We start from the raw sequence: 23,964 nt of genomic DNA, 5'->3' as shown, positions 1-23,964 counted from the left end.
CGACGCTCAGGCGGTGGCAGTTAACGAACCTATCGATCCTGTCGTGCGGCTGGCGATCTCGCAGTGGCCTGATGATGCACCCCGCGGAGCGGTCTCGACATTCTGCGCCGAACACGGGATTTCGCGGAAGTCGTTCTACGAGTTGCGTAAACGAGCACGAGTGGATGGGCCGGCGGCGGTCCTGGAACCCCGTACCCGCCGCCCGAAATCGAGCCCGTCAGCGCTCAATGAGGAGGTCAAAGCGCAGGCGGTGGCCGTGCGCGCCGCGTTGGAAGCATCCGGTCTGGATCACGGGCCGATCAGCGTGCACGACAAGATGCAGTCGATGGGGTTGACGCAGGTGCCTTCGACGGCCTCGCTGGCCCGGATCTTCCGCGAAGCCGGTGTCGCTCGCCGTGAGCCGAAGAAGAAGCCCCGCTCGGCGTGGCGGCGGTTCGTCTACCCGGCGCCGAATGCGTGCTGGCAACTCGATGGCACCGAGTACGTCCTGACCGGTGGCCGCAGGTGCGTCATCCTGCAGCTCATCGACGATCACTCGCGCTACGCCGTGGGCTCACATGTGGCCGACGGTGAAACCGCTGAGGCTGCGATCGCCGTGTTCGACAAAGCAGTGAGCGCCCACGGAGTACCTCAACGACTCCTCACCGACAATGGGCCCGCGCTCAACCCCTCCCGGCGCGGACGTCTCGGCCAGCTCGTCGAGCACGTCCGCGTGCTCGGGGTGGAAACGATCACCGGCAAGCCCTACAAGCCGACCACGCAGGGAAAGAACGAGCGATTCCATCAGACGCTGTTCCGGTATCTGGACAAGCAGCCATTGGCTGACACCCTGGCCGAGTTGCAGGCCCAGGTTGACGCGTTCGATCACATCTACAACACCCAACGGCCTCACCAGGGCCTGCCGGGGCGGGTCACACCACTGGCCGCGTGGCAAGCCACACCGAAAGCCGATGCGCCACACCCGATAGCCGGTGGGTCAGTGTTCGACCGACCTACACCGCGCCCGCGGCCGGCGCCGCGCCCACCCGCCGATCTGCCCGAGGGCGTCCTGGTACGAACTGTCAGCACTTCCGGCACCATCAGCGTGGACTCAGTCACCTACATGGTCGATGTGGACCACGCCTTCGACCAGGTCCTCGTCGGCATCGACGAGGACGTAATCGTCATCGCCAGCACCGAACAAGAAGTCATTGTCGAACACCCCCGGCCCGCTCCCGGCATCACCTACGTCGGCAACAGCCGACCGCGCGGCCCACGTCCCACCAAGAAGACCGGACCGTCACCGAAGTCCTGACACACCAACTGTCACCGAAGTCCTGATTCAGAACTGTCACCGAAGACCCGATACATCACATTTCCAAGTCCCGGACGTCCTACAAATCGAACCACGACGTACTGACAGGCCTCCGACTTCGAGATAATCGTGTCTGCGTGGCGGCCAGTGCGAATCACCATGGCTGGAGCTCAGGCGACAAGAGAGATCATCGTGAGACACACCGTTTAGTTCAGGACGGTGACCGCGAGATCGCGGTGCCGGCGCTGATACACCGAGCCGAAGCGTGCATCGATCCGAATCCACGCCGCCGACATCCGGATTCGTACCGGTTCGTCGGCTGCGATCGCCCCGGTGTCGGAGGTCTCGGTGACCGCTCGTCCGTCCGCGTCGCGGATGAATCCCATGCCGGTCAGGGCGAAGACCGATCGCATGCTCACCGCGGCCCGCAGCGCACCCTCCTCCGACGTGACCTCGAGGACATCCTGATCGAGCAGACCCGTTGCGGGACCGTGCCCGCTCCCCTCCTCGCGCGCCACCCGGGCGCCTTCTCGGGACAGTTCGACCACGCTGCGGGCGGGTACGTCGTCGATGTGCCGGAACCCGACCGCAGCGGGAAGCGCTCCGCGCCAGGCACTGTCGAGTGAGAAGCCGGGATCGACCGCGGTGCCCGGGCCGGCCGATTCGACGGTCGCACGCAGTGTCGAAGCGTCGCACACGATGTCGGTCGGCGCGATTCGTCCGGTCACCGACCGGGTGGCGAGGACGTCGAACCCGGTATGTGCCCACAAGGCCACCAGACCGTCCGAACGCGCGACCACCCGGACGACGGCGGCATCGTCGAGACGTACTGCGTGCGAGAGGAACGCGAGGGCGTTCGATCGGTCCGAGGACGCGAACTCGATGAACCGCTCCATCAACTCGGCCCGCCGCGTGTGGCCGATTCCCCGGCAGGGCGGCGGAATCCGGCGAGGTAGACCTTCTGTTCCGGGGTGAGCCGGGCGATGCGCTGGGCCGCCACGTCGAAGGCGACGAGCTGTGTGCTGGCGACCACGGCGGGGCGAGAGGCGGGGTCGGCACCCGCCGCGCGCACTTCGTAGCCGACGGTGAAGTCGACGGCCCGCAGGCGTTCGACGAACATGGTGACCTCGATCGGTCCCTCGGAATGACGCAGCTGCGCTTGATATCTCACGTGTAGGTCGGCGACGAGGCAGCCGTCGCGCAGGGGCGCGGTCGGTCGGCCGTCGTAGAAGAGCCAGGGAATGCGCGCCTCTTCGAGCAACGTCACCATCCGGGCGTGGTTGATGTGCGCGTAGACATCCATGTCCGACCAGCGCACCGGCACCTTGACCAGGTATCCGTCAGCGGTCGTGGTCCCGGCGTCCTCGTTGAGCACGTGCGTCATCCCCTGTCAGATCGGTGTCGGCGGGCGGCCAGCGCGGCCACCCCTGCCCAACCCTACGCACTACCCGACCCGGTCAAGCAGGCGCGATCTCCACCGGCAGACCGTTGAGGACGACGGTCCCCGAGAGCGGGTCCAGCAGGGCGCCGTCGTTCAGGTCGTTCACGTTCGCACCCGGCTCGGCGGCAGCGACGCCCAGTCTGATGCCGTCGACATCATGACCCCACCCGTGCGGCAGCGACGCGACCCCGGGCCGGATGTCGGTGGTGATCTCGACGGGAACGGTCAGCGAACCGCCCGCACCACGGACCTTGGCGACGTCGGAGATGCCGAGTCGGTCGGCATCGTCGGGATGCATGAGCAGGGTGCAGCGATTGGTACCGCCGGTGAGGGCCGGGAGATTGTGCATCCAGCTGTTGTTCGAACGCAGGTGGCGGCGGCCGACCAGCAGCAGGCTGCCGTCGGCGGCCGGCGCCGGGTCGCCCCCGGCGTCCACCGCTGCGCTCAGGCGTGCGAGGTCGCCGATGAGCGGGTCGGGAGCGAGTTCGATCTTGCCGGATGCCGTGCGGAGCACCCCGGGCAGGCGCGGCCGCATCGGCCCCAGGTCGATGCCGTGCGGCGCGGCCAGCACATCCGCGAACGTGAGGCCGTTGCGCGCGCCGAAGGCGTCGCCGTACGCCCCGAGGCGGAACAGCATGTCCAGCCGACGCTGGTGCCCGGGCGCGTCGGGCAACTTCGCGACGAGCGAGGCGACGTCACGGCCGGCAACGGGCGAATAGGGGTCGGCGACCTCCTTCGACAGAGTCGCCGCGATGACCTGTTCGTCGACGAGCCCCGGGTCGGCGTCGACCCCGGCCCCGGACAGGCCCATGATCAGCCGGCACACGATCTCGATCTCGTCGGGACGGCCTGCCGGCAGCGGTAACACGGGCGGCGAGTAGCGGGCGGTGGCCCGGACCGCCAGGTTGTTCAGGATGGCATCGAAATGCGGACTCTGCGACGGGCGCGGCGGCGGCAGCACGACGTGTGCGTGCCGCGTCGTCTCGTTCAGATAGGGGTCGACGCAGACCACGAACTGTGCGTCGTCGAGTGCGCGTCCCAGTCGTGCGCCGTTCGGCGCGGACAGGACGGGGTTACCCGACACCGTCACCAGCGCCCGCAACCGCCCCTCGCCGGGCGTCTCGAACTCCTCGGCCATCGCGACGGCGGGGAGCTCACCGCCGACCTCCGCGTGACCGGAAACCCGGCTGCGCCACCGCCCGGTACGGAACCCCCGGCCCGCACGGGCCGGGCGGGGCGACGGAGCGGTCGGTGCGAGCGGGAACATCACTCCCCCGGGCCGGTCGAAGTTGCCGGTGAGGATGTTCACCACGTCGATGAGCCAACTGCCGATGGTCCCGAATTGCACTGTGGTGGTGCCCATCCGGCCGTAGACGGCGGCCGATTCCGACGCGGCGATCGACCGGGCGAGAGCCCGGATGTCGGCGGCCGCCACACCACAGAACGAGGCGACCCGTTCGGGAGTGTAACCGCTCAGCTCGTCGCGCAGCGCCTCCACACCGAGGACATGCGCGGCGATCCCGCCGAGGTCGTCGGCGACGAGATCCTCGTCGAACAGGCACTGCACCACCGCGCACAGCAGCGCCGCATCCGTTCCGGGACGCGGCGCGATGTGGGTGTCGGCGAGCTTCGCCGTGCGGGTGCGTGCCGGGTCGATGACGGTCAGGCGGCCGCCCCGGCGGCGCAGCGCGGTCAGTTTCCCGGGGAAGTCGGCGGCGGTGGTTACACTGCCGTTGGAGACCACCGGGTTCGCACCGATGATCACGAGATGATCGGTGCGGTCGAGGTCCGGGACGGCGAAGGTCCCGGCATGACCGACGAGGTAACCGGTGGCCGCCTGCTTCGGCATCTGGTCGAGGGTGCTGGCGCTGAACACGTTGCGGGTGCCGAGTGCCCGGATGAGCAAGGGCGCGTATATCGTGCCGGCGACGGTGTGCGCGGACGGATTGCCGAGGTAGAAGCCGATCGACTCGCCGCCGGAGGTCGAGATCACCTCACGCAGCCCGTCGACCGCAGCGGTCAGCGCTGTGTCCCAATCGGTTTCGACGAGCCGACCATCGCGCCGGATGAGCGGACGGTCGAGACGATCGGGATCGTTGTCGAGCTGGGCGAAACTCGCACCCTTCGGACACAAGTAGCCGGCACTGAACACGTCGTCGGCGTCACCGCGCGCGGCGGTGACGATCTCACCGCCGGTCGTGCGGTCCCGGCCGATGGTGAGGGTCAGACCGCAGGTGGCCTCGCAGAGCGGGCAGATGCGCGGTGCGGTTCGGGTCATGTGCTCAGGCTAGGCGCTCGGCACACCTGACTGCGACGGATTCGACGACGGCAGCCGTCGCCTGCGCATCAGCGGATCACGCTCCGCAGCTGCCGGGCCGCGACGGAGAGCGTGGCCAGATCCGCGGTCCCGGTCTCCTCGATCTCCCGGAGCACGCTACGTACCCGGCTCAGCCGGTTCGACCGCGAGGACTCCCACTCGGCGATCTTGTCGGCCGTGCTCTCGCCGGGTTCGCTGACCTCCAGGATCCGCAGGGTCAGCGCACGGAGCGCACCGTGCATGTCGTCACGCACTGCCAACCGGGCCAGCGCATGCCATCGATCGCCGAATTCGAGTCCCGACACCGCCGTGAGCAGCTGTTCGAGACCGAAGTGCTCCATCACCCCGAAGTAGAGGTCGCCGACCTCGCCGGCGTCCCGGTCGGCGATCTCGGCCGCGTCGATGATGTCGAGCAGACAGAAGCGGTGCAGGCTAGCCGCGACGGTGTGGGCGAGGTCCTCGGGAACGCCGTGCTCGATGTAGGTGTCGGCGCGCTCGGCGACATCGCGTGCCGAACTCGGCCCGTACCAGTCGTCGATGACCTCGGACAGTGCTGCCACCCGCTCGCCGTAGCGGGTGATCTCGGCGGCCATGGCCAATGGTTGCGGCCGGAAGGCGAGCAGCCACCGCGAGGCGCGGAACAGCAGACGGCGCGCGTACAGCATCATCTCGTCGACGGCCTCGACCGGAGCCGGTGCATGCCGGATGCCCTCGAACACCTCATTCATGCCGAAGACCTTGTTGGACACCACATACGCGCGGACGCCCTCCTCGGTACTGCAGCTGCTCCCCTCGCTCAACCGGAACAGGTGGGTCATCCCGGCGTGGTCGATCACGTCGTTGACGAGGGTCGTCGCCACGATCTGACGCCGCAACCGGTGTCCGCTGATCGCGTCGGAATGCTCGGTGCGCACCGCGTCCGGGAAATAGCGCGCGACGCGGGGTGCGAACACGTCGTTGTCGGGGAGGTCGGTGGCGAGCAGGTCGGATTTGGACTCGAGCTTGACGTGCGCCATGAGCGTCGCGAACTCGGGCGACGTGAGACCGCGGTGGAGCTCGCCGCCGACCCGCTTGCGCAGCTCGCGCGGCTCGGGCAGCGCCTCCAAGCGTAGGTCGACGCCACGTTTGGCGGCGAGGTGTTCGAGCATGCGGGCGTGCACCTCCACCCGCAGCAGCTCGAATGTGCGGCAGAATCCGAGCTCGGAGTTCTGCGAGATGTTGTCGGCGAGAACGAGTTCGGCGACCTCGTCGGTCATCGACTCCAGCAGGGGGTCGCGTTCGTCGGCGTCGAGGCCGCCCGCCGAGACCGCCGCGTCCAGCAGGATCTTGATGTTCACCTCGTGGTCGGAACAGTCGACCCCGGCCGAATTGTCGAGGGCGTCGGTGTTGATCCGGCCCCCGGCGAGGTCGAACTCGATGCGACCGCGTTCGGTGACCCCGAGGTTGCCGCCCTCCCCGATCACCTTGGCACGCAACTCGTTCCCGTCGACGCGGATCGCGTCGTTGGACTTGTCGCCGACACTCGCATGTGATTCGGTCGACGCCTTCACGTAGGTCCCGATGCCGCCGTTCCACAGGAGGTCGACCGGAGCGAGCAGGATCGCGCGTATCAATTCGGGGGGTGAGAGTTCTGTCGTACCGTCTTCCATGCCTAGCGCGTCCACCATCTCGGGGGTGATCGGGATCGACTTGCGGTCGCGCTCCCACACCCCGCCGCCGGCACTGATGAGGTCGGTGTCGTAGTCCGCCCACGACGACCGCGAGAGGCCGAACAACCGCTTCCGTTCGGTGAACGACGCCGCCGCCTCCGGATCGGGGTCGACGAAGATGTGCCGGTGATCGAACGCGGCGACGAGCCGGATGTGCTCGCTGAGCAGCATCCCGTTGCCGAACACGTCGCCGCTCATGTCGCCGATCCCGACGACGGTGAAGTCCTGCGACTGCGTGTCGGTACCCATCTCGCGGAAATGCCGCTTGACCGACTCCCACGCGCCCCGGGCAGTGATACCCATGGCCTTGTGGTCGTATCCGGCCGACCCGCCGGAGGCGAAGGCGTCGCCGAGCCAGAACCCGTACGACTTCGACACGTCGTTGGCGATGTCGGAGAACGAGGCGGTGCCCTTGTCGGCCGCCACCACCAGGTAGGTGTCGTCGGAGTCGAGCCGGACGACCCCGCGGGCGGGGATCACCTCCCCGGTCGCGAGGTCGATGTTGTCGGTCACGTCGAGCAGGCCGGCGATGAACTGCCGGTAGCACGCGATCCCTTCCTCCCGCTGCGCCTCCCGGTCCCGCGCGGCGTCACCGGTCGGCGGCGGCGGCCGTTTGACCACGAAACCGCCCTTGGCGCCGAGCGGCACGATCACCGCGTTCTTCACCGCCTGCGCCTTGACCAGGCCGAGGATCTCGGTGCGGAAATCCTCCCGGCGGTCCGACCAGCGCAGGCCGCCACGGGCGACCGAGCCGAATCGGAGGTGCACCCCCTCTACGCGTGGTGAGTAGACGAAGATCTCGTGCAGCGGACGGGGTTTAGGGGTCTGCGGGATGTCGCGCGGACGGAGTTTGAACGAGATGACCGGACAGTGATCGGAGTCCGACGACCCGCCGTCGACGAAGTAGTTCGTGCGGTCGGTCGCCGACAGCACCGCCGCGAACGCGGAGACGATGCGGTCGGCATCGAGGCTCAACACGAGTCCGATCTCCTCGTCGAGCTTGTCGCGTACCCGCTTTCGGCGCTGTTCGTCGGCGGTGTCGGGATCGAACGACGCGACGAACAGGTCGACGAGGCCGCGGGTGATGGCGAGGTGTTGGCCGAGGACGCTGGCGACGTGGGCCGAACTGTACGAGAACCCGCATTGGCGCAGGTACTGCCCGTAGGCGCGCAGCATCGCCGCCGACCGCCAGTCCAGGCCCGACCTGATGACGAGTTCGTTGTAGGCGTCGACGTCCGCACCGGCGAGCCAGATCCGGCGGAACGCCTCGGTGAACCGATCGGCGAGGTCGTCGGCGTGGTCGAGGTCGACGGTCATCCCGGCCGCGAGTTGGACGCTGAATTCGTAGGCCCAGCAGACGGTGTCGTCGAGCCGATGGATCTCGTACGGGTGCTCCTCGAGGACATCGAGACCGAGACTGTGCAACACCGGCAGGACATCGGTCAGTGTCGCCGACGCACCGCAGAGGTACAGCGTGAAGATCCACCGGTCCGGCTCGCGCCCGTCGGTCGCCGTCTCGGCGGCGTCGAGGGTCACGTCGATCTCACCCGGTTCCAGACCGACGACGCGGATGAGGTCGGCGAGGGCCGCATGCGGCTCGCGGAGCTCCTTGTAGTCCTCCGACAACGAGGACAACTGGCGCAGCAGCACGTCCGGGCCGCCGTCGAGTGCCGGGATGTCTTCTGCGACAGCCAGTTCGCGCACCCGCTCGTCCCAACCGCGGATGGCGGCGACCAGCGCCGCCTGCACGCGTGCGTGGGCCGGTGATCCGGTGTCGACCGAGCCGAGTTCGGCCGCCGTCGTCGGGTCGATACAGACCAGCACCTGCAACAGTGCCAACGGCATCTCGCTGACACGCGCCGTGTACTCCAGCCCGGTCCCGTCCACCTCGGCGACGAGCGCGCGCTCGAGGGCGAGACGGGTGGACGTGTTGTAGCGGTCCCGGGGCAGGTAGATGAGGGCGACGGCGGTGCGTCCGTCGAAGTTGGTGCGCAGGAACAGCCGCAGCGACCGCGTCGCCACCGCGTCCAGCATCTCGGTCAGGCGGCGTTCGAGCTCGTCCTCGGTGGACGAGAACATCTCCACCAGCGGATAGTTCTGCAGCAGCTCGATCATGGACTGACCGGCGAAGGAATCCTCCTCGACGCCCGCCTGCGCGAGGACGTCGTGCACCTTGGCGCGCAGGACCGGGACGTCGAGCACCGCCTGATGATTGCCGGCGGAGGTGAGGGTACCCAGGAAACGATGCTCGCCGTCGTGTTCGCCATTCGCATCGAACGTCGGAACCTGCACGAGCACAGGGAAATTGGTGCGCTGGATGCCGGTCGCCACGAACACCCGGCTGACCCGCGGGACCAGCGGACGATTAGTCACCGACGGGAAGTCGCGGCTGATGGAGTCGGTTCGCCACACACCGAGACGGTCGGCGTCCCCGGCGGGCCCGTCCCCGCCCACCCGCACATGGCCCAGCGGGTGGAAGTGGTTGCCGGCGAACCACTCGAGCAGTGCGGCGTACTCACCACGGTCGGCGTCGGAGACTCCGGCCCCCGGCAGCGGCGCCTCGGCCATCCCGGCGGCGCACTCGGCCATCCGAGAGCGCATCGCCGACGCATCGGCGTCGACGTCGATGACCCGCGAGACGACCTCGCGGAGGTCGTCGCGCAGCGGTTCAGGATCGATGCCCGGGTGACGTGCGAGGCCGCAGACCGCGATCCAGGACTCCGGGGTCGTCTCGCCGGAGTCGACGGCGACGAGTGTGCCGTCGGGGTCCCGCTGAACGGGTATCACCGGGTGGTCCATGCGATCGACGGTGAGGTCGTGCGCCTCGACCGTCGCCAGGACGGCTTCGACGAGCATCGGCATGTCGTCGTTGACGACGAGGATCTCGACGGTGCCGCCCTCGCCCGCGGTCACCCCGACGAGCGCCTCTCCGCGGCGGCGGACCCGCGCGTCATCGAGATGTCTGCGCACCCGGTCGGCGGCCGACTCACCTGCCGACCCGTCGGTCCGCGACCTGAAGTAGTGGTCCACCGCGTCCGGAACGAGTGACGTCACATCTGCCGATGCTAGTCACCCGCGCCGGGCGGAACCGGGATTAATCGCGAGTCAGTTTGCGGTGCGTGACCCGGTGCGGGCGGGCGGCGTCGGCGCCGAGGCGATCGACCTTGTTGGCCTCGTAGGCCTCGAAGTTGCCCTCGAACCAGAACCACTGCCCCTCTTCGACGTTGCCCTCCCACGCCAGGATGTGGGTACAGGTGCGGTCGAGGAACCAGCGGTCGTGGCTGATGACCACGGCACACCCGGGGAACTGCTCCAGCGCGTTCTCCAGCGAGCCCAGGGTCTCGACGTCGAGGTCGTTGGTCGGCTCGTCGAGAAGGATCAGGTTGCCGCCCTCTTTCAGGGTGAGCGCGAGGTTCAGGCGGTTGCGCTCACCACCGGAGAGCACCTCCGAGCGCTTCTGCTGGTCAGGGCCCTTGAACCCGAAGGCGCTGACGTAGGCGCGCGAGGGCATCTCGTTCTGGCCGACCTCGATGTAGTCGAGCCCGTCGGAGACGACCTCCCACACCGTCTTCTTGGGGTCGATGTTGGCGCGGCTCTGGTCGACGTAACTCAGCTTGACCGTCTCGCCGACCTTCACCGTGCCCGAATCGGGCTGCTCGAGGCCGACGATCGTCTTGAACAGGGTCGTCTTGCCGACGCCGTTCGGACCGATCACACCGACGATGCCGTTGCGCGGCAGGGTGAACGACAGGTCCTTGATGAGAACCCGGCCCTCGAAGCCCTTGTCCAGGTGCGAGACCTCGACCACGACGTCGCCCAGGCGCGGCGGCGTCGGGATCTGGATCTCCTCGAAGTCGAGCTTGCGGGTCTTCTCCGCTTCGGCCGCCATCTCCTCGTAGCGTGCGAGGCGGGCCTTGTTCTTGGTCTGGCGGGCCTTGGCGCCGGAGCGGACCCAGGCGAGCTCTTCCTTGAGCCGCTTCTGCAGCTTCTGGTCCTTCTTGCCCTGGACCTCGAGACGCTCGGCCTTCTTCTCCAGGTAGGTCGAGTAGTTGCCCTCGTAGGGGTGCAGCTTGCCGCGGTCGACCTCACAGATCCACTGCGCGACGTGATCGAGGAAGTACCGGTCGTGGGTCACGGCCAGCACTGCTCCCGAGTAGTTCGCGAGGAACTGCTCCAGCCACAGCACCGACTCGGCGTCGAGGTGGTTGGTCGGCTCGTCGAGCAGCAGGAGGTCGGGCTTCTGCAGCAGCAGTTTGCACAGTGCGACGCGGCGACGTTCACCACCGGACAGGTGGGTGACCGGCGAATCGGCCGGCGGGCAGCGCAGCGCATCCATCGCCTGCTCGAGCTGGGAGTCGAGGTCCCAGGCGTCGTTGTTGTCCAGGTCCTCCTGGAGCTTGCCCATCTCTTCCATCAGCTCGTCGGAGTAGTCCGTCGCGAGCTGTTCGGCGATCTCGTTGAAGCGGTCGAGCTTGACCTTGATCTCACCCATGCCCTCCTCGACGTTCTCCTTGACCGTCTTCTCCTCGTTGAGGGGCGGCTCCTGCAGGAGGATGCCGACGGTTGCGTCGGGGTCGAGGAACGCCTCGCCGTTCGACGGCTGGTCCAGGCCGGCCATGATCTTCAGGATCGACGACTTGCCCGCGCCGTTGGGTCCCACGACGCCGATCTTGGCGCCCGGGTAGAAGGACATGGTGACGTCGTCGAGGATGACCTTGTCGCCGTGCGCCTTGCGAACCTTCTTCATCGTGTAGATGAACTCAGCCACGTGAAAACTCCTTCGGACCTGCTCGATGCCGTGTGATCTGTCTGCCGCGGACGCGGGGGGTGCGCGCCCGGGCGCACACACAATGGGGACAAGCCTAGTCGCCGTCGCATGCCGGGCGACGGTCCGGTGCGTCTGCGCCGGTTCGGTGCACCGTCTTTCGCGGTTGACGCGCGGGTGGGCAGGTTTGCCGAGAGAATGTCGTGGGGACGAGAACGGGGGAATGGGTGAGCGCCGTGCCGGTGTGCGGCGGCGAGGCGATGGGAGCGGTCGATGGGTGCGGTACCCAGATGGACGATCGTGTCCGTGGTCCTGGGTGTCATGGTCGGGTCGATGGGCGTCGTCGCCTGCGAGCCGGCGCCGCGCGAGTGTCCGCCGACCATCTCTCCCCTGCACGCCCCGGCCGGGGACTGCCTGCGGTTCGGTGTCAGCACCCCGAGCGGCCCGCTCCGCCCGGCCGAGGTCGCCGCGGTCACCGACCTCGTCGGGGTCCGGCCGACCGTCAACCTGTTCTTCGAGGACTTCACCGCGATCCCCCCGATCGCCGCACTCGACGCCGTGGTCGCCTCGGGTGCCGAACCGGTGGTCACCTGGGAGCCGTGGCGCCACCTCGGTGGTGACGACTACGACTGGGGCGCGTTCACGATGTCGTCGATCGTGGCCGGAGCCCACGACGACTACCTGTACCGCTGGGCCGACGAACTCGTCGCCTGGGGCGGGATCGTCTACCTCCGGTTCGCGCACGAGCCGAACGGCGACTGGTACCCGTGGAGCCCCGCCGGCGGGACCTCCCCCGAGCTGTACATCGCCGCGTGGCGCCATGTCCACGACCTCTTCGCGTCCAAGAACGCGACCAACGTGAAGTGGGTGTGGGCCCCGAATGTCCCCCTTTCCGACGACGCTCCGCTGTCACGCTGGTACCCGGGCGACACCTACGTCGACGTCCTGGGGATCGACGGCTACAACTGGGGCGCGGTGCCCGGCCACCGATGGACTCCGCCGGCGGAGTTGTTCGCCGATTCGTTTGCACAGCTTCGTAACTTGTCCTCCGAGAAACCGATACTCGTCACAGAGGTCGGGTCGACAGAAGCCGGTGGTTCCAAAGCCGACTGGATCGCCGACCTGGTGACCTACCTCGACGACGCCGACGACGTCACCGGCTTTGTCTGGTTCGACCACGACAAAGAAGCGGACTGGAGATTGGGCAGCACGGCAGCAGCGGGCGCCGCGATGGCGCACGCACTCGAGAAAGCGGGACTGAGGTGACCCTGGTGGACGCGCACATCGATGCCGACATCGAAGAGGCACGACTGCATTCGATGCAGCAGTTGAACGTACTCGACTCGCCCCCGGAGGATCGGTTCGCGCAGATCACCCGGATGGCGAAAGCCGTGTTCGGCGTACCGATGTCGACGGTGTCGCTGCTCGACCGAGACCGGCAGTGGTTCAAGGCGGTCGACGGCATCGAGCTGCAGAACCTGCCGCGGGAACAGACGGTGTGCCAGGTGACGGTCGCGCGCGCCTATGACCACCCCGACGATCCGGCGCTGATCATCCCCGACGTCTCGAAGGTCCCGGCCTTCGCCGCGATCCCGCAGATCGCCGCAGACGACGGAATCCGCTTCTACGCGGGATATCCGCTGTACGGCCCCGGCGGACATCCCGTGGGGACCTTCTGTCTGTACGACACCCGGCCGCGGGAACTCACCACCGATCAGGAGGCGGCGTTCCGCGAGCTCGCCGCATGGGCGCAGCGGGAGATCGCGAACAGCGACGACCTGGAACGCGCGGCACTGGTGCAGCGTCAATTGCTGCCGCCGCCCCTCGGAGTCGTCCCCGGATGGTCGATCGCGGCGATGTGCCTGCCCGCCTTCGCCGTCGGCGGGGACTTCTACGATCACTACCCCTGGAGCGACGGCCTGGTGTTCACCGTCGCCGACGTCATGGGGAAGGGACTCGGCGCGGCGATCCTCACGGCGACGGTTCGATCGGCGATCCGAGCCGCATCCCGCGCACTCGACGCCGCCGGACATGGTGCGGCCGACGCCGACCTCGCGAAGGTGGTCGAGACGGTGGCCGATCAGCTCGCCGACGACTTCGCCGGCACCGAGACGTTCGCGACCGCGTTCCATGCACGCCTGCACACCGACGAGGGGCAGCTCGAGTACGTGGACGCCGGCCACGGTCTGTCGATCGTCCGCCGGGCCGCCGGAGGTGTGGAGTCGCTCCCCGGGGGCGGTCTGCCGATCGGCATCCTGCGCGACGACACCTGGGACTCCGCCCGGGTCCACCTCGATCCCGGCGACATGGTCGTCATCACCTCCGACGGGCTGCTGGACCTCTTGCCGTCTGGTGACGAGTCGGCGTTGCAGGCACTGTTCGCCGACACCTCGACCCCGTCGGAGGCGTGCTCGATGGTGAGCGAACTGGTCGCCTCACGGCCGCCGATCGACGATGTGACCGTCGTGGCCATTCGTCGAGACGATGCGGGATGAGCGAGAGCGTCGAGAAGGCCACCCTCGCACGCACGGCCCCGTCGCCGTGGCTGCGGCTGGTGATCGTCGCCGCCGCGATCCTCGGGATCAACTACATCGTGTGGCGCTGGCTGGCGTCGGTGAACTGGGACGCGTGGTGGATAGCGGTTCCCCTGGTCGTCGCCGAAACGTACAGCCTGATCGACTCATTGCTGTTCGGGCTGACGATGTGGCGACTGCAGCATCGCCCCGACCCGCCTCCCCCGCCCGAGGGCGCCACCGTCGACGTCTTCATCACCACCTACAACGAACCCCTGGATCTGGTGATGAAGACCGCCGTCGCGGCGAAGGCGATCACCTACCCGCACACCACGTGGATCCTCGACGACGGTGATCGACCCGAGCTCGCCGAGGCCGCGGCCCAGGCAGGCATCGGGTACATCACGCGATCGTCGAACTGGCTCGACAAACCACGACACGCCAAGGCCGGCAACCTGAACAACGCCCTGATGCAGACCGACGGCGAGTTCCTCCTCATCCTCGACGCCGATCAGATCCCCGAACCGCAGATCCTCGACCGCACGCTCGGCTACTTCCACGACGACAAGATGGCCCTCGTCCAGACGCCGCAGTATTTCGTGAACGTGCCGCCCGGGGACCCGCTCGGCAGCCAGGCTCCGCTGTTCTACGGGCCGATCCAGCAGGGCAAGGACGGGTGGAACGCCGCGTTCTTCTGCGGATCCAACGCCGTGCTGCGCCGGGAGGCGCTGATGCAGCTCGGCATCACCCAGTACGTCTCCGCCGTCTCCGACGGCATCGATCGCGCCCTGCGCACCGCGCGTTCTGTCCTCAAGTCGACGCGCAAGCAGGTCGGGAAAGACAACCCCACCGCCTCGGCCGCGCTCGACGCCGTCGACGAGGCCGTGAAAGACGCTCGCGCGCAGCTGAAGAAGAAAGAGCCACTGGCCGAGATCACCTATCGCTTCCAGGCGCGCGTCGAGGAGGCGGCACGCGGGCTCGTCGACGCCGACGTCGAGGCCATGCGCGCCGACCTCGAGGCCATCGAGGCGCTCACCGAGCTGAGCGAGCAGGAAGCCGGTGCCGGCGCCGTCGACTACGACGCACTCGCGGTCCTCGCCGAGCGCGAGTGGTCGCCGCTCGGCGCCATCGAATCCATCCGCGCCATGGTCGCGGCGGTCGACGTCGGGCGATCCGACGAGGCCCAGCCCATGCTGCCCCTGGCCACCATCTCGGTGACCGAGGACATGGCGACCTGTATGCGGTTGCACGCCCTCGGCTGGAACTCCGCCTATCATCACGAGAATCTTGCCTTCGGCCTGGCGCCGGAGGACCTGAAAACCATGGTGACGCAACGGCTTAGGTGGGCGCAGGGCACGATCCAGGTGATGCTGCGGGAGAACCCGCTGGTACAGAAGGGCCTCACCCTCACCCAGCGACTCATGTACTGGGCGACGATGTGGAGCTACCTCGCCGGTTTCGCGGCCATCGCCTACATCGCGGCACCGGTGGTCTACCTGGTGCTGGGCATCCTGCCGGTCGAGGCCTACAGCTGGGACTTCTTCCTGCGGCTGATCCCGTTCCTGGTGGTCAACCAGATACTGTTCCTGGTGGTGGCACGAGGCACGCCGACGTGGCGCGGCCAGCAGTACAGCCTCGCTCTGTTCCCCGTCTGGATCAAGGCGTGCACCACCGCATTTCGCAACGTCTACATGAACCGTCCGCTCGGTTTCGCGGTGACCCCGAAGACCAAGCAGTCGCAGGATGCGTTGCCCTGGCACATCGTTCGGCCACAGCTGATCGCGATGGCGTTGCTCGTGGTGGCCTCGGTCATCGGTATCGTGCAGCTGTACCGGGGCGCCGTCTCCGTTCTCGGCGTCGGCGTGAACCTGTTCTGGGTAGTGTTCGATCTGGTGATCCTGAGCGTTGTCATCACCGCGGTGCGGTACCGCGGTCCCGATGAGGAAGGGCAGTGATGGCGAATTTCGCAACACGTAGCGTCGACGGCGGCGCCGTGGCGATCCGGCCCGAGGGCCGGCTCAACATGGTTGTCGCCCCGCGACTCCGAGACCAGTTGCACGAGTTGGTCGGGTCCGGTTCGGCCCGGATCGTCGTCGACTTGTCCGGCACCGACTTCATCGATTCCTCGGGCCTGGGCGCACTCGTCTCCGGGTTGAAGGTGGCACGCCAGGCCGGCGGCGACCTCCGGATCGCGGCCCCGACGCCGCAGGTGGTCACCGTCCTGGAGTTGACCAATCTCAATCGCGTTCTGCGCGTCCACCCGTCGGCCGACGACGCCTTCGACGGGGCCTGACGGGACCCGTCCCACTCACCCAGAGATCGAGGACCCGGCGATGACCGAGAACACCGCGACCCGCACCCTCGAGGAGATCACCTCGCTCGAGACCATGGACCACATCCACGCACTCCTCGCCGATCTCCTCGCGGAGTGCCCCATCGACGACATGGACGCGATGCAGTTCGAGCTCGCCGTGGCCGAGATCGGCGCCAACATCATCGAACACGCCGGGGACGGAGCAACCGTCACCCTGTGCCTCGAGCTGGAGGTCGCACCGGACCGGATCGAAGCCCGCTACTCCGACGACGGCAGTCCCGCCCGCGTCGATCTCGACGCCGTGAGCCTGCCCGACGACTTCGCCGAGCGTGGCCGCGGCCTGGCCATCGCGATCAACGTCCTCGACGAACTCGCCTATCGTCGTGCCGACGGCAAGAACCACTGGCGACTGGTCCGGAACCGTTCGGACTGAGTCGTAATCGGCTCAACCCCACGATCGTGCGTTCACGCCGCCGACTCGCGGGTCTCGGGCGCGGTTGCGACGACCGGCGCGTCGGCCGCGCGCCCCTGGGCGGGCGTGCCCCGATAAGTGACGACGCAGCGACTGAGGTCGAGTCCGACGGCCACGGCCGTCATCTCGAGATCGGAGCGACGTGAGCCGTCCGCCGACGGGTACTCGTTGGTCTTGATCTGACCGTGCGCGATCACCGGTCGACCCTTGGCGATCGCCAGGCCGACCCCGGTCAGCAGGCGCCGCCAGCAGCTGACCGTCAGGTACAACGTGGGTCCGTCCGACCACTCGCCGGTGTTCTTGTCGATCCGCCGCGAGGTGCACGCCACGCGGAAGGAGATCACGTCCTCCCCGGTGGTCGTCTGCCGCCGACGGGGATCGGACACTACGGTTCCGATGACGGTCGTGTACGTCTCAAACATGGTCGTCTCCTACGGTTGTCGGCCACGGGAAGGTGTGGCCGCACCAGCATCACCCGCAGCGGGGCCGTCAACCGTCGAGGCCGCACGACTGTGGAGAACTCGACGGGTTACCCACAGATCGCGATCCACCTGACGCTCGCCGCCCATACACTTCGCAGGGTGCGCATCCGAAGGCTCCTGGTAGGTCTCATCGCAGCGGCAACAATGCTGGTTGCCCCGCCCCTCGCAGGCGCTGCGCCGGTCGCTTCGCCGACATTGACCGGTCTGACCGAGGCGATCGCGGGCCGGCTCGCACTGGCCGACACCGTCGCCGCGACGAAATGGGCGTCCGGCGCGGCCATCGACGACCCAGCGCGCGAACAGGTGGTCCTCGACACCGTGTCGCAGCTGGCCACCGACCGCGGTCTCGACCCCGCCTACGTACGCGGTGTGTTCCGCGATCAGATCGAGGCTAGCAAGACCGTCCAACGCGGACTGTTTGCGCAGTGGCGGCTGCCTGGGCAGACTGCTCCACCTGCGACGTCCGATCTCGGTCCGGTCCGGACCGCGATCAACGAGTTCACCGTGGCCATCGTCGACCAGCTTGCCGCCGCAGGCGAACTCGTGACGAGCTTCCGGTGTCCCCCAGAGCTGATCACTGCGACCGGCCGCACCGCTGCCGATTTCGGCTTCGATCCCCTGCACACCGGCGCCTTGATCCAGGCCGGGTCGTCGGTCTGCACGGTGTCGACGGGGTCCGGCTGAGACCTGTTGCCGCTCAACCGCGCTTGTTGAGTTCCTTCAACATCTCGTTGTAGCTGCCGAGGTCCGCGTCGTGGTCGCGGTCCGCGTTGCGGTCGAAGCGTCGCGCCAGCTTCGTATCGCTGCGCTGCCACTGCACGAACAGCGCGAGCAGGACCACCACCAGGGGGATCTCGCCTGCGGCCCAGGCTATTCCGCCCCCGACACGTTGGTCGTCGAAGAGTCCGTAGTTCCACGGGAGATTGAGCCCGCGGTAGTAGGTCTCGGCGATGACCGCGGTCGTCATCATGAGGGCGATGCCGAAGAACGCGTGGAACGGAATCGAGGCCATCACGAGGCCCAGCTTTGCCACGGGTGACACCTGACGCGGGGCCGGGTCGATGCCGATCACCAGCCAGTAGAAGAGGTAGCCGCTGATCAGGAAGTGCAGATTCATCAACAGGTGCGCCGCGTGGTACTGGACCACGGACTCGTACAGACCGCCGAGATAGAGAACGTAGAAGCTGCCGACGAACATGACCGCGGCGATCAGCGGATGCGTCAGGATCCGGGACGGCGCCGAGTGCACGCCCAGCTGAATCCACTCGCGCGGGCCCGGCGGATTGCCCCGACCGGCCGGCGGCAGTGCCCGCAGGGCGAGCGTGACCGGGCCACCGAGCACCAGCAGGACCGGCACCATCATCGACAGCAGCATGTGCGCGATCATGTGGATGCTGAACATCGCCGGGGCGTAGCGGCCCAATCCCGATGACGTCGCCAGCAACAGCAGCAGACACCCGAGGAGCCACGCGACGGTGCGACCGACCGGCCAGGCATCACCCCGGCGCCTCAGGCGGATGACTCCCCGGAGATACACGACGGCGAGCACGATCGCCGCGAGCCCGAAGATCAGGTCGAAGCGCCACTCGGTGAGAAGGCGGACGAACGTCGGCGGCCCGTCGAGGTCGTAACCGATCGCGTTCTCGGTCGCCGAGATCTGGGTGGTGTCCACGAGTGGAGGCGGCGTACGGCTCAGGCCGACGGCCAGGCCGAAGGTCGCGGCGAACACGGCGAGTTCGACCAGTCCGAAGCGGACGAACAGCGACGGCTTGTCGTCGGCGTCCAGTTGGGCGATGGTGACACGACGATGCCACGCGCCGAGTCCGCCGAGCACGACCAGGGCCACCACCTTGGCCACGACCAGACGGCCGTAGGTGTCGGTGAACAGGTCGCCGAGCGGCACCCGCACCAGGGCGTTGACGACACCGCTGGCCCCCACGACGAGGATGCACCAGAACGCGACGCGCGAGAACCGGCGCACCGCCAGGGCACGCCATCGTCCGTCGGCGAGGGCGTAGACCACGACCGCGGCGAGACCGCCGAGCCACAGGGTCGCGCCGATGATGTGCAGAATCAGGCTGTTGGTGGCGACGTCGTGGTTGCCACCCGACGAGGAGTGGCCCGCGAGCGCGGACGGCATCAGGCTGAACACGGAGAACGCGATGACCGCGATGGTCGGACCCCAGTGCAGGGTCATCCGGGCGATGATGGCCGCGACCAGTGCGAACACCGCGGTCCAGAACCAGGTGCGCACCTCCGCGACCTGGCCGTAGGCGGTCAGCAGGTTCGCCGGGCGGATCGCCTCCGCCAGCGGCGCCCCACTGACCTCCGACGCCGAGAACGGCATCAACAGCAGAGCGGAGACCGACCACGTCAGCGCGCTCGCCGCCGCGATCCGGATGGCGCGGTAACCCCCGACGTCGAGGACGCCGCTCGCCTGGGGCGGCACGAAGAACGCGGCGAACACGGCCGACCCGAGCGCGATCGCCGCGGCGAACTCGCCGATCGCGGTCAGAGCAGGTGCGCCGTAGGTGGTCAGCGGCCCCGGATCGGGCACACCGGTCAACCGGAGCGCCGACGCCGCGGAGATCGCGGTGACGGCGACGGCGACGATCGCGGCGAGCCAACCCGATGCCCACAGGATCGCGGTGACGACGCCGCGCGGTTCGTTCATCGCGTCGCGATGCTGCTCCGCGGAGGCGGGCGTCGACGTGCGGGTCATCCTCCAACTGTAGGACCGGTCACTGACGTGATCCCAATTCGACGTGGCCCGCCGTGGCGCACGGCATAGCGACGACGGTGTCGTAGACTCTCTCTGCCCGGCCGCTCGTGCGCCACGTCACGCTCGCCGGTCAGCCTCCGTAGCTCAGGTGGATAGAGCAAGGGCCTTCTAATCCCTAGGTCGCAGGTTCGAGTCCTGCCGGGGGCACGTCATGTGCCTGTCGCCGACCGCTCGAAGTGGATCGGGAACCGTTCGGGGCACGCCGTGCGTCATAGTCCTGCCCCACACCTCGGTGGGTCGCGACTCCCTGGAGGATCATGACGCTCCCCCGCTCTCTGTCCGGTTTTCCGCCCCTCTCATCTGGTCGACGAGACCAGAAGGGTTCAGAAGCATCGCTGTTCGGTGTCGATCCCGCCGAGGTCGAGGGCATCGCGCGCACCTGGCGGGCCGCCGCGATCGCGATCCACGCCGCGGATGTCGAGGCCGTCGGAGCGGCGCTCGGACCCTCGAGTCGCGTCGTGCGTGCCCTCGCCGCCACGATCGGACCCGCACGGCTGGCGGTGGACTCCATCGGTGAACGCCTGATGACGATGAGCCAGATGCTGCGAGCGTTCGACGCGACGACGGCAGACGCCGACGCGCGGTCGGGCACCCGGTTCCGCTCGCTTCGGAACCGCTGATGCGACCCACCCTCTCGCAGTTGCGCGCGTGGGATCCGCAGTCGATCGCCGCCGCCGGGTCCGCTGCCTCGACGCTCGCCGAGCGCATCGACACCGGCATCGGTCGGGCGGTGCGTGCCTTCGACGACGCCTCGGGGTGGTCGGGCGGCACGCACGATGCTGCGCACCAAGCCATCTGGGCGGAACACGATCATGCCGGCGAGGTCCGCAACGTGGTGCAGATGATCGCCGACGAGGCCACCGATGCCGCCGCCGACCTTGGCTACGCCCGCGACTTCGCACTTGGTGTCGTCCGGGGCGCCGAGGGGCTGGGCTTCACCGTCTTCGACGACGGCGAGGTGACACATCCACAGCACGAATTCGACGGTCAGGCCGCCCTTCTCGCGGAATCCATCGCCGAGGCTCTCGACACCGTCGACGCCCTCGACGAGCGCTACGGTGCACGACTCGAGACCTTCGCGGCCGACCTCGCGTCGATGACGGCGGGTCAACCCGACGTCACACTGCCCGGGGGCGCCGAGATGGACGCGGATCAGGCCGTCCGCATGCTGGAGACGCTCACGCCGACCCAGGTCCGCGACATCATCCAACAGATGGATGCCGACGACGTCCGACGCCTGATGCAGGCGAACCCACACGTCGTCGGGAACCTACCGGGCGTCCCGTTCGCGATCCGCGCCCAGGCCAACGAGATCAACATCCGCAACGCGCTTCTCGACGAGATGGCGGCCGGTCGCGGGCACGGCCGAAGAGCTCGGACCCTGCGCGGACTCCTCGAGCCCAGCCCCGACCCGATCGCCGACGAGACACCCCGCGGCGACGACGGACTCGTCGAGCGGACCTTCATCACCTTCGTCAACACCCCGCGCGGACGCCTGGTCGAGATGATCGGATCGTTGCGGCCCGGTACCCCGAACACGGCGACCTACGTGCCCGGGACCGGCACGAACCTCGACACCGTGGTCGGCCACAACCGCACGGCCGCAACCGAACTCGCGGCACGCACCGGCGGCCCGGTGTTCCTCTACCTCGACGGCGACCTCCCGCCCGACCTCCGCTCGGCGGCGAGTCCGAGCTTTGCCGCAGCCATGGCGCACCGCCTGGAGCTGTTCGGTCGCGAACTCGACGCCGAGATCGCGCATCTCGCACCCGGCGCGACCACCACCTACATCGGCCACAGCTACGGCGGGTCGGTCGTGGGCTCGGCCGAACAACTCGGTTTGTCTCCCGACCGCGTCATCTACGCGTCGTCGGCGGGCACCGGCATCTACGACACCCCGCATCCCGACGGCGTGGATCGATACTCGCTGACCTTCCCGGGCGACCCGATCCACTACGTCCAGTCCTTTCCCGGGAACCCGCACGGCCACGACCCCGACACCGCGCCCGGCGTGATCAGGCTCGACACCGGCACAGTCGACGTCATCGAGCGCACAGTCGACGCAGATGGACGCACGGTCGACGGGGGTCTGGTCACCCACGGTGCTTATTGGAACGACCCGGAATCCACGGCCTTCCAGAACATGGTGAAGGTCATCGTCGGCGCCGAACCCGACCTCTACGTCCCTCGCAAGCCCGACGTCGCCGAACTTCCGCCACCGGTCGGCGCACCCGCTCCCCTGTGGTGGCTCTATCTGTTCAACGATCGCGCCGACGGGGACATCGACCTGCCGGGGCCGATTCCCGACATCCCGCTACGGCTGCCGTGGTGAGCCGCGACTCGAACACACGCCAGGCTTTCGAGTAGTCGTCTGTTTTGTCCCGGTCCCCTCGCGACCGTCCACCTGCGAACCTCAACTCGACTCCTGGACCTCGATCGAAGTCGATCAGTCGAGTTGAGGTTCGTCGGTCGGACACCTATGCGTCGCCGTGGTGAGTGCCCGTCCGGCCGACATCCACCGTCCCCCGCCACCCGCCGATGAGGCGCATGGAGTGATAGATGACCAGTGCCGCGACCGAGCCCAGCGAGATCCCGGCGAACACGAGGTCGCCGACCTGCCAGGTGTAGTCGGCGATGCCGATGATGAGCGGGATCGCCGCGGTGAACTGATTGATCGGTTTGGAGAAATCGACCTTGTTCGCCACCCAGATCTGGACGCCGATGACACCGACCAGACCGTAGAGCGCGGTCGTGACACCGCCGAGCACGCCAGGCGGGATCGCGGCGATCACGGCGCCGACCTTGGGCGACAGTCCGAGCAGGATCGCCGCGCCGCCGGCCACCCAATAGGCTGCTGTCGAGTACACCTTGGTCGCCGACATCACGCCGATGTTCTCGGCGTAGGTCGTCGTGGCCGACCCGCCGCCGCTGCCGGCCAGCATGGTGGCCACTCCGTCCGCGGCCAGCGCCCGACCCATGGTCGCGTCGTAGTCCTTCCCGGTCATCATCGCGACCGACTTCACGTGGCCGATGTTCTCGACGACGAGCACCAGCACCACGGGGAGGAACAACGGCAGGACACCCAGGTCGAACGTGGGCGTCTGGAAGTCGGGCAGTCCGATCCAGGCGGCGTCGCCGATGGCGGAGGTGTCGATGTAGTCGTTGTCGCTGTCGATCCGGTCGAGGATCAGCGCGAGGACATAGCCGGCCACGACGCTCAAGAAGATCGCCAGGCGACCGAGCAGCCCGCGGAACAGCACCGCGGATGCCACCAGCAGCACCAGCACGATCGTCGCCAGGACGGGATCGGCGACGAAGTTGTTCTTGGCCGCCGGCGCCAGATTGAGCCCGATCAACGCGACGATCGCGCCGGTCACGACGGGTGGCATCAGGGTCTCGATCCATCGCACACCCGCGAAATGGCTGATGAGCCCGATGACGACGAGCAGTGCGCCGACCGCCACGAGTCCCCCGAGCGCCGACGACGCCCCGTCGGAGGCGACGGCGGCTGTCACCGGCGCGATGATGGCGAAACTCGAACCCAGGTAACTGGGCAGGCGGTTGCGGGTGATCAGCAGGAACAGGATCGTGCCGACGCCGGAGAAGAACAGCGTCGTCGACGGTGGGAATCCGGTCAGCACCGGGACGAGGAAGGTCGCGCCGAACATGGCGACCACATGCTGCAGACCGATGCTGACCGTCCGCGGCCAGGTCAGCCGTTCCTCCGGTGCCACGACCGCGTTGTCGGTCAGCTTCCAGGACAGCAGATTCCGAGACCTCGTCTCCGGTTCACCCATGCCGAACAGTGTGCGGCACGGATGCTGACGACGCCTCACTTCGGGTCCTCCTCGGTCGGTGTCGCCGCCGCCCGATAT

Annotated in this window: 16 protein-coding genes, 1 tRNA gene and 1 pseudogene; 10 read left to right on the top strand and 8 right to left on the bottom strand. The window is 68.0% G+C overall.

Features of this window, described 5'->3' with window-relative positions; all coding sequences use genetic code 11:
* Window positions 1-31 precede the first annotated feature (31 nt).
* Window positions 32-1,320: pseudogene (locus KB201_RS07815) on the top strand (integrase core domain-containing protein).
* A 180-nt stretch (window positions 1,321-1,500) separates the two neighbouring features.
* Here the strand turns inward: KB201_RS07815 and KB201_RS07810 are convergent.
* The 5 genes from KB201_RS07810 to ettA form a co-directional block, all read right to left on the bottom strand.
* Window positions 1,501-2,190, bottom strand: a complete 690-nt coding sequence (locus KB201_RS07810; RefSeq protein ID WP_058250035.1) for a hypothetical protein — start codon at window positions 2,188-2,190, stop codon at window positions 1,501-1,503.
* The gene (locus KB201_RS07805; RefSeq protein WP_065629020.1) at window positions 2,190-2,678 is read right to left on the bottom strand and encodes a thioesterase family protein; all 489 of its coding nucleotides are present in this window, start codon (window positions 2,676-2,678) and stop codon (window positions 2,190-2,192) included. The genes KB201_RS07810 and KB201_RS07805 overlap by 1 nt, the downstream gene beginning before the upstream one ends.
* A 73-nt stretch (window positions 2,679-2,751) precedes the next feature.
* Window positions 2,752-5,013, bottom strand: a complete 2,262-nt coding sequence (locus tag KB201_RS07800) for a molybdopterin-dependent oxidoreductase (protein WP_211538770.1) — start codon at window positions 5,011-5,013, stop codon at window positions 2,752-2,754.
* Window positions 5,014-5,081: 68 nt separating this feature from the next.
* A complete protein-coding gene (locus tag KB201_RS07795) occupies window positions 5,082-9,815 on the bottom strand; it encodes an NAD-glutamate dehydrogenase (protein WP_078113585.1) in 4,734 nt (1,577 codons plus the stop codon).
* Window positions 9,816-9,855: 40 nt separating this feature from the next.
* Entirely contained in the window at window positions 9,856-11,529 is a 1,674-nt protein-coding gene (gene ettA / locus KB201_RS07790; protein WP_065629023.1) for an energy-dependent translational throttle protein EttA, read from the bottom strand.
* 270 nt (window positions 11,530-11,799) lie between these two features.
* Here ettA and KB201_RS07785 point away from each other — a divergent pair, with 270 nt between their 5' ends.
* The 5 genes from KB201_RS07785 to KB201_RS07765 are packed head-to-tail and all read left to right on the top strand — an operon-like array spanning window position 11,800 to window position 16,786.
* Window positions 11,800-12,792, top strand: a complete 993-nt coding sequence (locus tag KB201_RS07785) for a glycoside hydrolase family 26 protein (protein ID WP_078113584.1) — start codon at window positions 11,800-11,802, stop codon at window positions 12,790-12,792.
* Entirely contained in the window at window positions 12,789-14,021 is a 1,233-nt protein-coding gene (locus tag KB201_RS07780; RefSeq protein ID WP_078113583.1) for a PP2C family protein-serine/threonine phosphatase, read from the top strand. Before KB201_RS07785 ends, KB201_RS07780 begins: the two co-directional genes overlap by 4 nt.
* Window positions 14,018-15,994, top strand: coding sequence for a glycosyltransferase family 2 protein (locus KB201_RS07775; RefSeq protein WP_211538769.1), 1,977 nt, complete (start codon window positions 14,018-14,020; stop codon window positions 15,992-15,994). Before KB201_RS07780 ends, KB201_RS07775 begins: the two co-directional genes overlap by 4 nt.
* A complete protein-coding gene (locus tag KB201_RS07770) occupies window positions 15,994-16,332 on the top strand; it encodes an STAS domain-containing protein (protein WP_058250027.1) in 339 nt (112 codons plus the stop codon). Before KB201_RS07775 ends, KB201_RS07770 begins: the two co-directional genes overlap by 1 nt.
* A 40-nt stretch (window positions 16,333-16,372) precedes the next feature.
* The gene (locus tag KB201_RS07765) at window positions 16,373-16,786 is read left to right on the top strand and encodes an ATP-binding protein (RefSeq protein ID WP_058250026.1); all 414 of its coding nucleotides are present in this window, start codon (window positions 16,373-16,375) and stop codon (window positions 16,784-16,786) included.
* 32 nt (window positions 16,787-16,818) lie between these two features.
* Here KB201_RS07765 and KB201_RS07760 read toward each other — a convergent pair whose 3' ends face one another.
* Window positions 16,819-17,247, bottom strand: coding sequence for a single-stranded DNA-binding protein (locus tag KB201_RS07760; RefSeq protein ID WP_058250025.1), 429 nt, complete (start codon window positions 17,245-17,247; stop codon window positions 16,819-16,821).
* A gap of 159 nt (window positions 17,248-17,406) precedes the next feature.
* Between KB201_RS07760 and KB201_RS07755 the strand changes: the two genes are divergently transcribed.
* Complete coding sequence (locus KB201_RS07755) at window positions 17,407-17,991, top strand: chorismate mutase (protein WP_068972493.1); 585 nt, start codon at window positions 17,407-17,409, stop codon at window positions 17,989-17,991.
* A gap of 13 nt (window positions 17,992-18,004) precedes the next feature.
* Here the strand turns inward: KB201_RS07755 and KB201_RS07750 are convergent, their stop codons facing one another.
* On the bottom strand, window positions 18,005-20,029 hold the full coding sequence (locus tag KB201_RS07750; protein ID WP_078113581.1) for a cytochrome c oxidase assembly protein: 2,025 nt from the start codon (window positions 20,027-20,029) through the stop codon (window positions 18,005-18,007).
* A 133-nt stretch (window positions 20,030-20,162) separates the two neighbouring features.
* Here KB201_RS07750 and KB201_RS07745 point away from each other — a divergent pair.
* The 3 genes from KB201_RS07745 to KB201_RS07735 all read left to right on the top strand — a co-directional run bounded on the left by KB201_RS07745 (window position 20,163) and on the right by KB201_RS07735 (window position 22,421).
* Window positions 20,163-20,236: transfer RNA gene (locus KB201_RS07745), tRNA-Arg, on the top strand.
* A 110-nt stretch (window positions 20,237-20,346) separates the two neighbouring features.
* On the top strand, window positions 20,347-20,709 hold the full coding sequence (locus KB201_RS07740) for a hypothetical protein (RefSeq protein ID WP_058250023.1): 363 nt from the start codon (window positions 20,347-20,349) through the stop codon (window positions 20,707-20,709).
* Complete coding sequence (locus KB201_RS07735; protein WP_211538768.1) at window positions 20,709-22,421, top strand: alpha/beta hydrolase; 1,713 nt, start codon at window positions 20,709-20,711, stop codon at window positions 22,419-22,421. The genes KB201_RS07740 and KB201_RS07735 overlap by 1 nt, the downstream gene beginning before the upstream one ends.
* Window positions 22,422-22,566: 145 nt before the next feature.
* Here KB201_RS07735 and KB201_RS07730 read toward each other — a convergent pair whose 3' ends face one another.
* Window positions 22,567-23,886 carry a uracil-xanthine permease family protein gene (locus KB201_RS07730; protein WP_068972489.1) on the bottom strand — a complete coding sequence of 440 codons (1,320 nt, stop codon included), beginning with the start codon at window positions 23,884-23,886 and terminating at the stop codon, window positions 22,567-22,569.
* Window positions 23,887-23,964 lie beyond the last annotated feature (78 nt).

It is taken from the genome of Gordonia sp. SCSIO 19800 (genome assembly GCF_018132775.1).
GTDB classification, from domain to species: Bacteria; Actinomycetota; Actinomycetes; order Mycobacteriales; family Mycobacteriaceae; genus Gordonia; species Gordonia hongkongensis.
This window is presented reverse-complemented; position numbering and strand designations above follow the sequence as displayed.

Excerpts from the sequence above, each read along its gene's own strand:
- KB201_RS07810 (WP_058250035.1), bottom strand. The coding sequence starts at position 2,190 with ATGGAGCGGTTCATCGAGTTCGCGTCCTCGGACCGATCGAACGCCCTC.
- KB201_RS07805 (WP_065629020.1), bottom strand. The coding sequence starts at position 2,678 with ATGACGCACGTGCTCAACGAGGACGCCGGGACCACGACCGCTGACGGA.
- KB201_RS07800 (WP_211538770.1), bottom strand. The coding sequence starts at position 5,013 with ATGACCCGAACCGCACCGCGCATCTGCCCGCTCTGCGAGGCCACCTGC.
- KB201_RS07785 (WP_078113584.1), top strand. The coding sequence starts at position 11,800 with ATGGGTGCGGTACCCAGATGGACGATCGTGTCCGTGGTCCTGGGTGTC.
- KB201_RS07775 (WP_211538769.1), top strand. The coding sequence starts at position 14,018 with ATGAGCGAGAGCGTCGAGAAGGCCACCCTCGCACGCACGGCCCCGTCG.
- KB201_RS07770 (WP_058250027.1), top strand. The coding sequence starts at position 15,994 with ATGGCGAATTTCGCAACACGTAGCGTCGACGGCGGCGCCGTGGCGATC.
- KB201_RS07765 (WP_058250026.1), top strand. The coding sequence starts at position 16,373 with ATGACCGAGAACACCGCGACCCGCACCCTCGAGGAGATCACCTCGCTC.
- KB201_RS07760 (WP_058250025.1), bottom strand. The coding sequence starts at position 17,247 with ATGTTTGAGACGTACACGACCGTCATCGGAACCGTAGTGTCCGATCCC.
- KB201_RS07750 (WP_078113581.1), bottom strand. The coding sequence starts at position 20,029 with ATGACCCGCACGTCGACGCCCGCCTCCGCGGAGCAGCATCGCGACGCG.
- KB201_RS07740 (WP_058250023.1), top strand. The coding sequence starts at position 20,347 with ATGACGCTCCCCCGCTCTCTGTCCGGTTTTCCGCCCCTCTCATCTGGT.
- KB201_RS07735 (WP_211538768.1), top strand. The coding sequence starts at position 20,709 with ATGCGACCCACCCTCTCGCAGTTGCGCGCGTGGGATCCGCAGTCGATC.
- KB201_RS07730 (WP_068972489.1), bottom strand. The coding sequence starts at position 23,886 with ATGGGTGAACCGGAGACGAGGTCTCGGAATCTGCTGTCCTGGAAGCTG.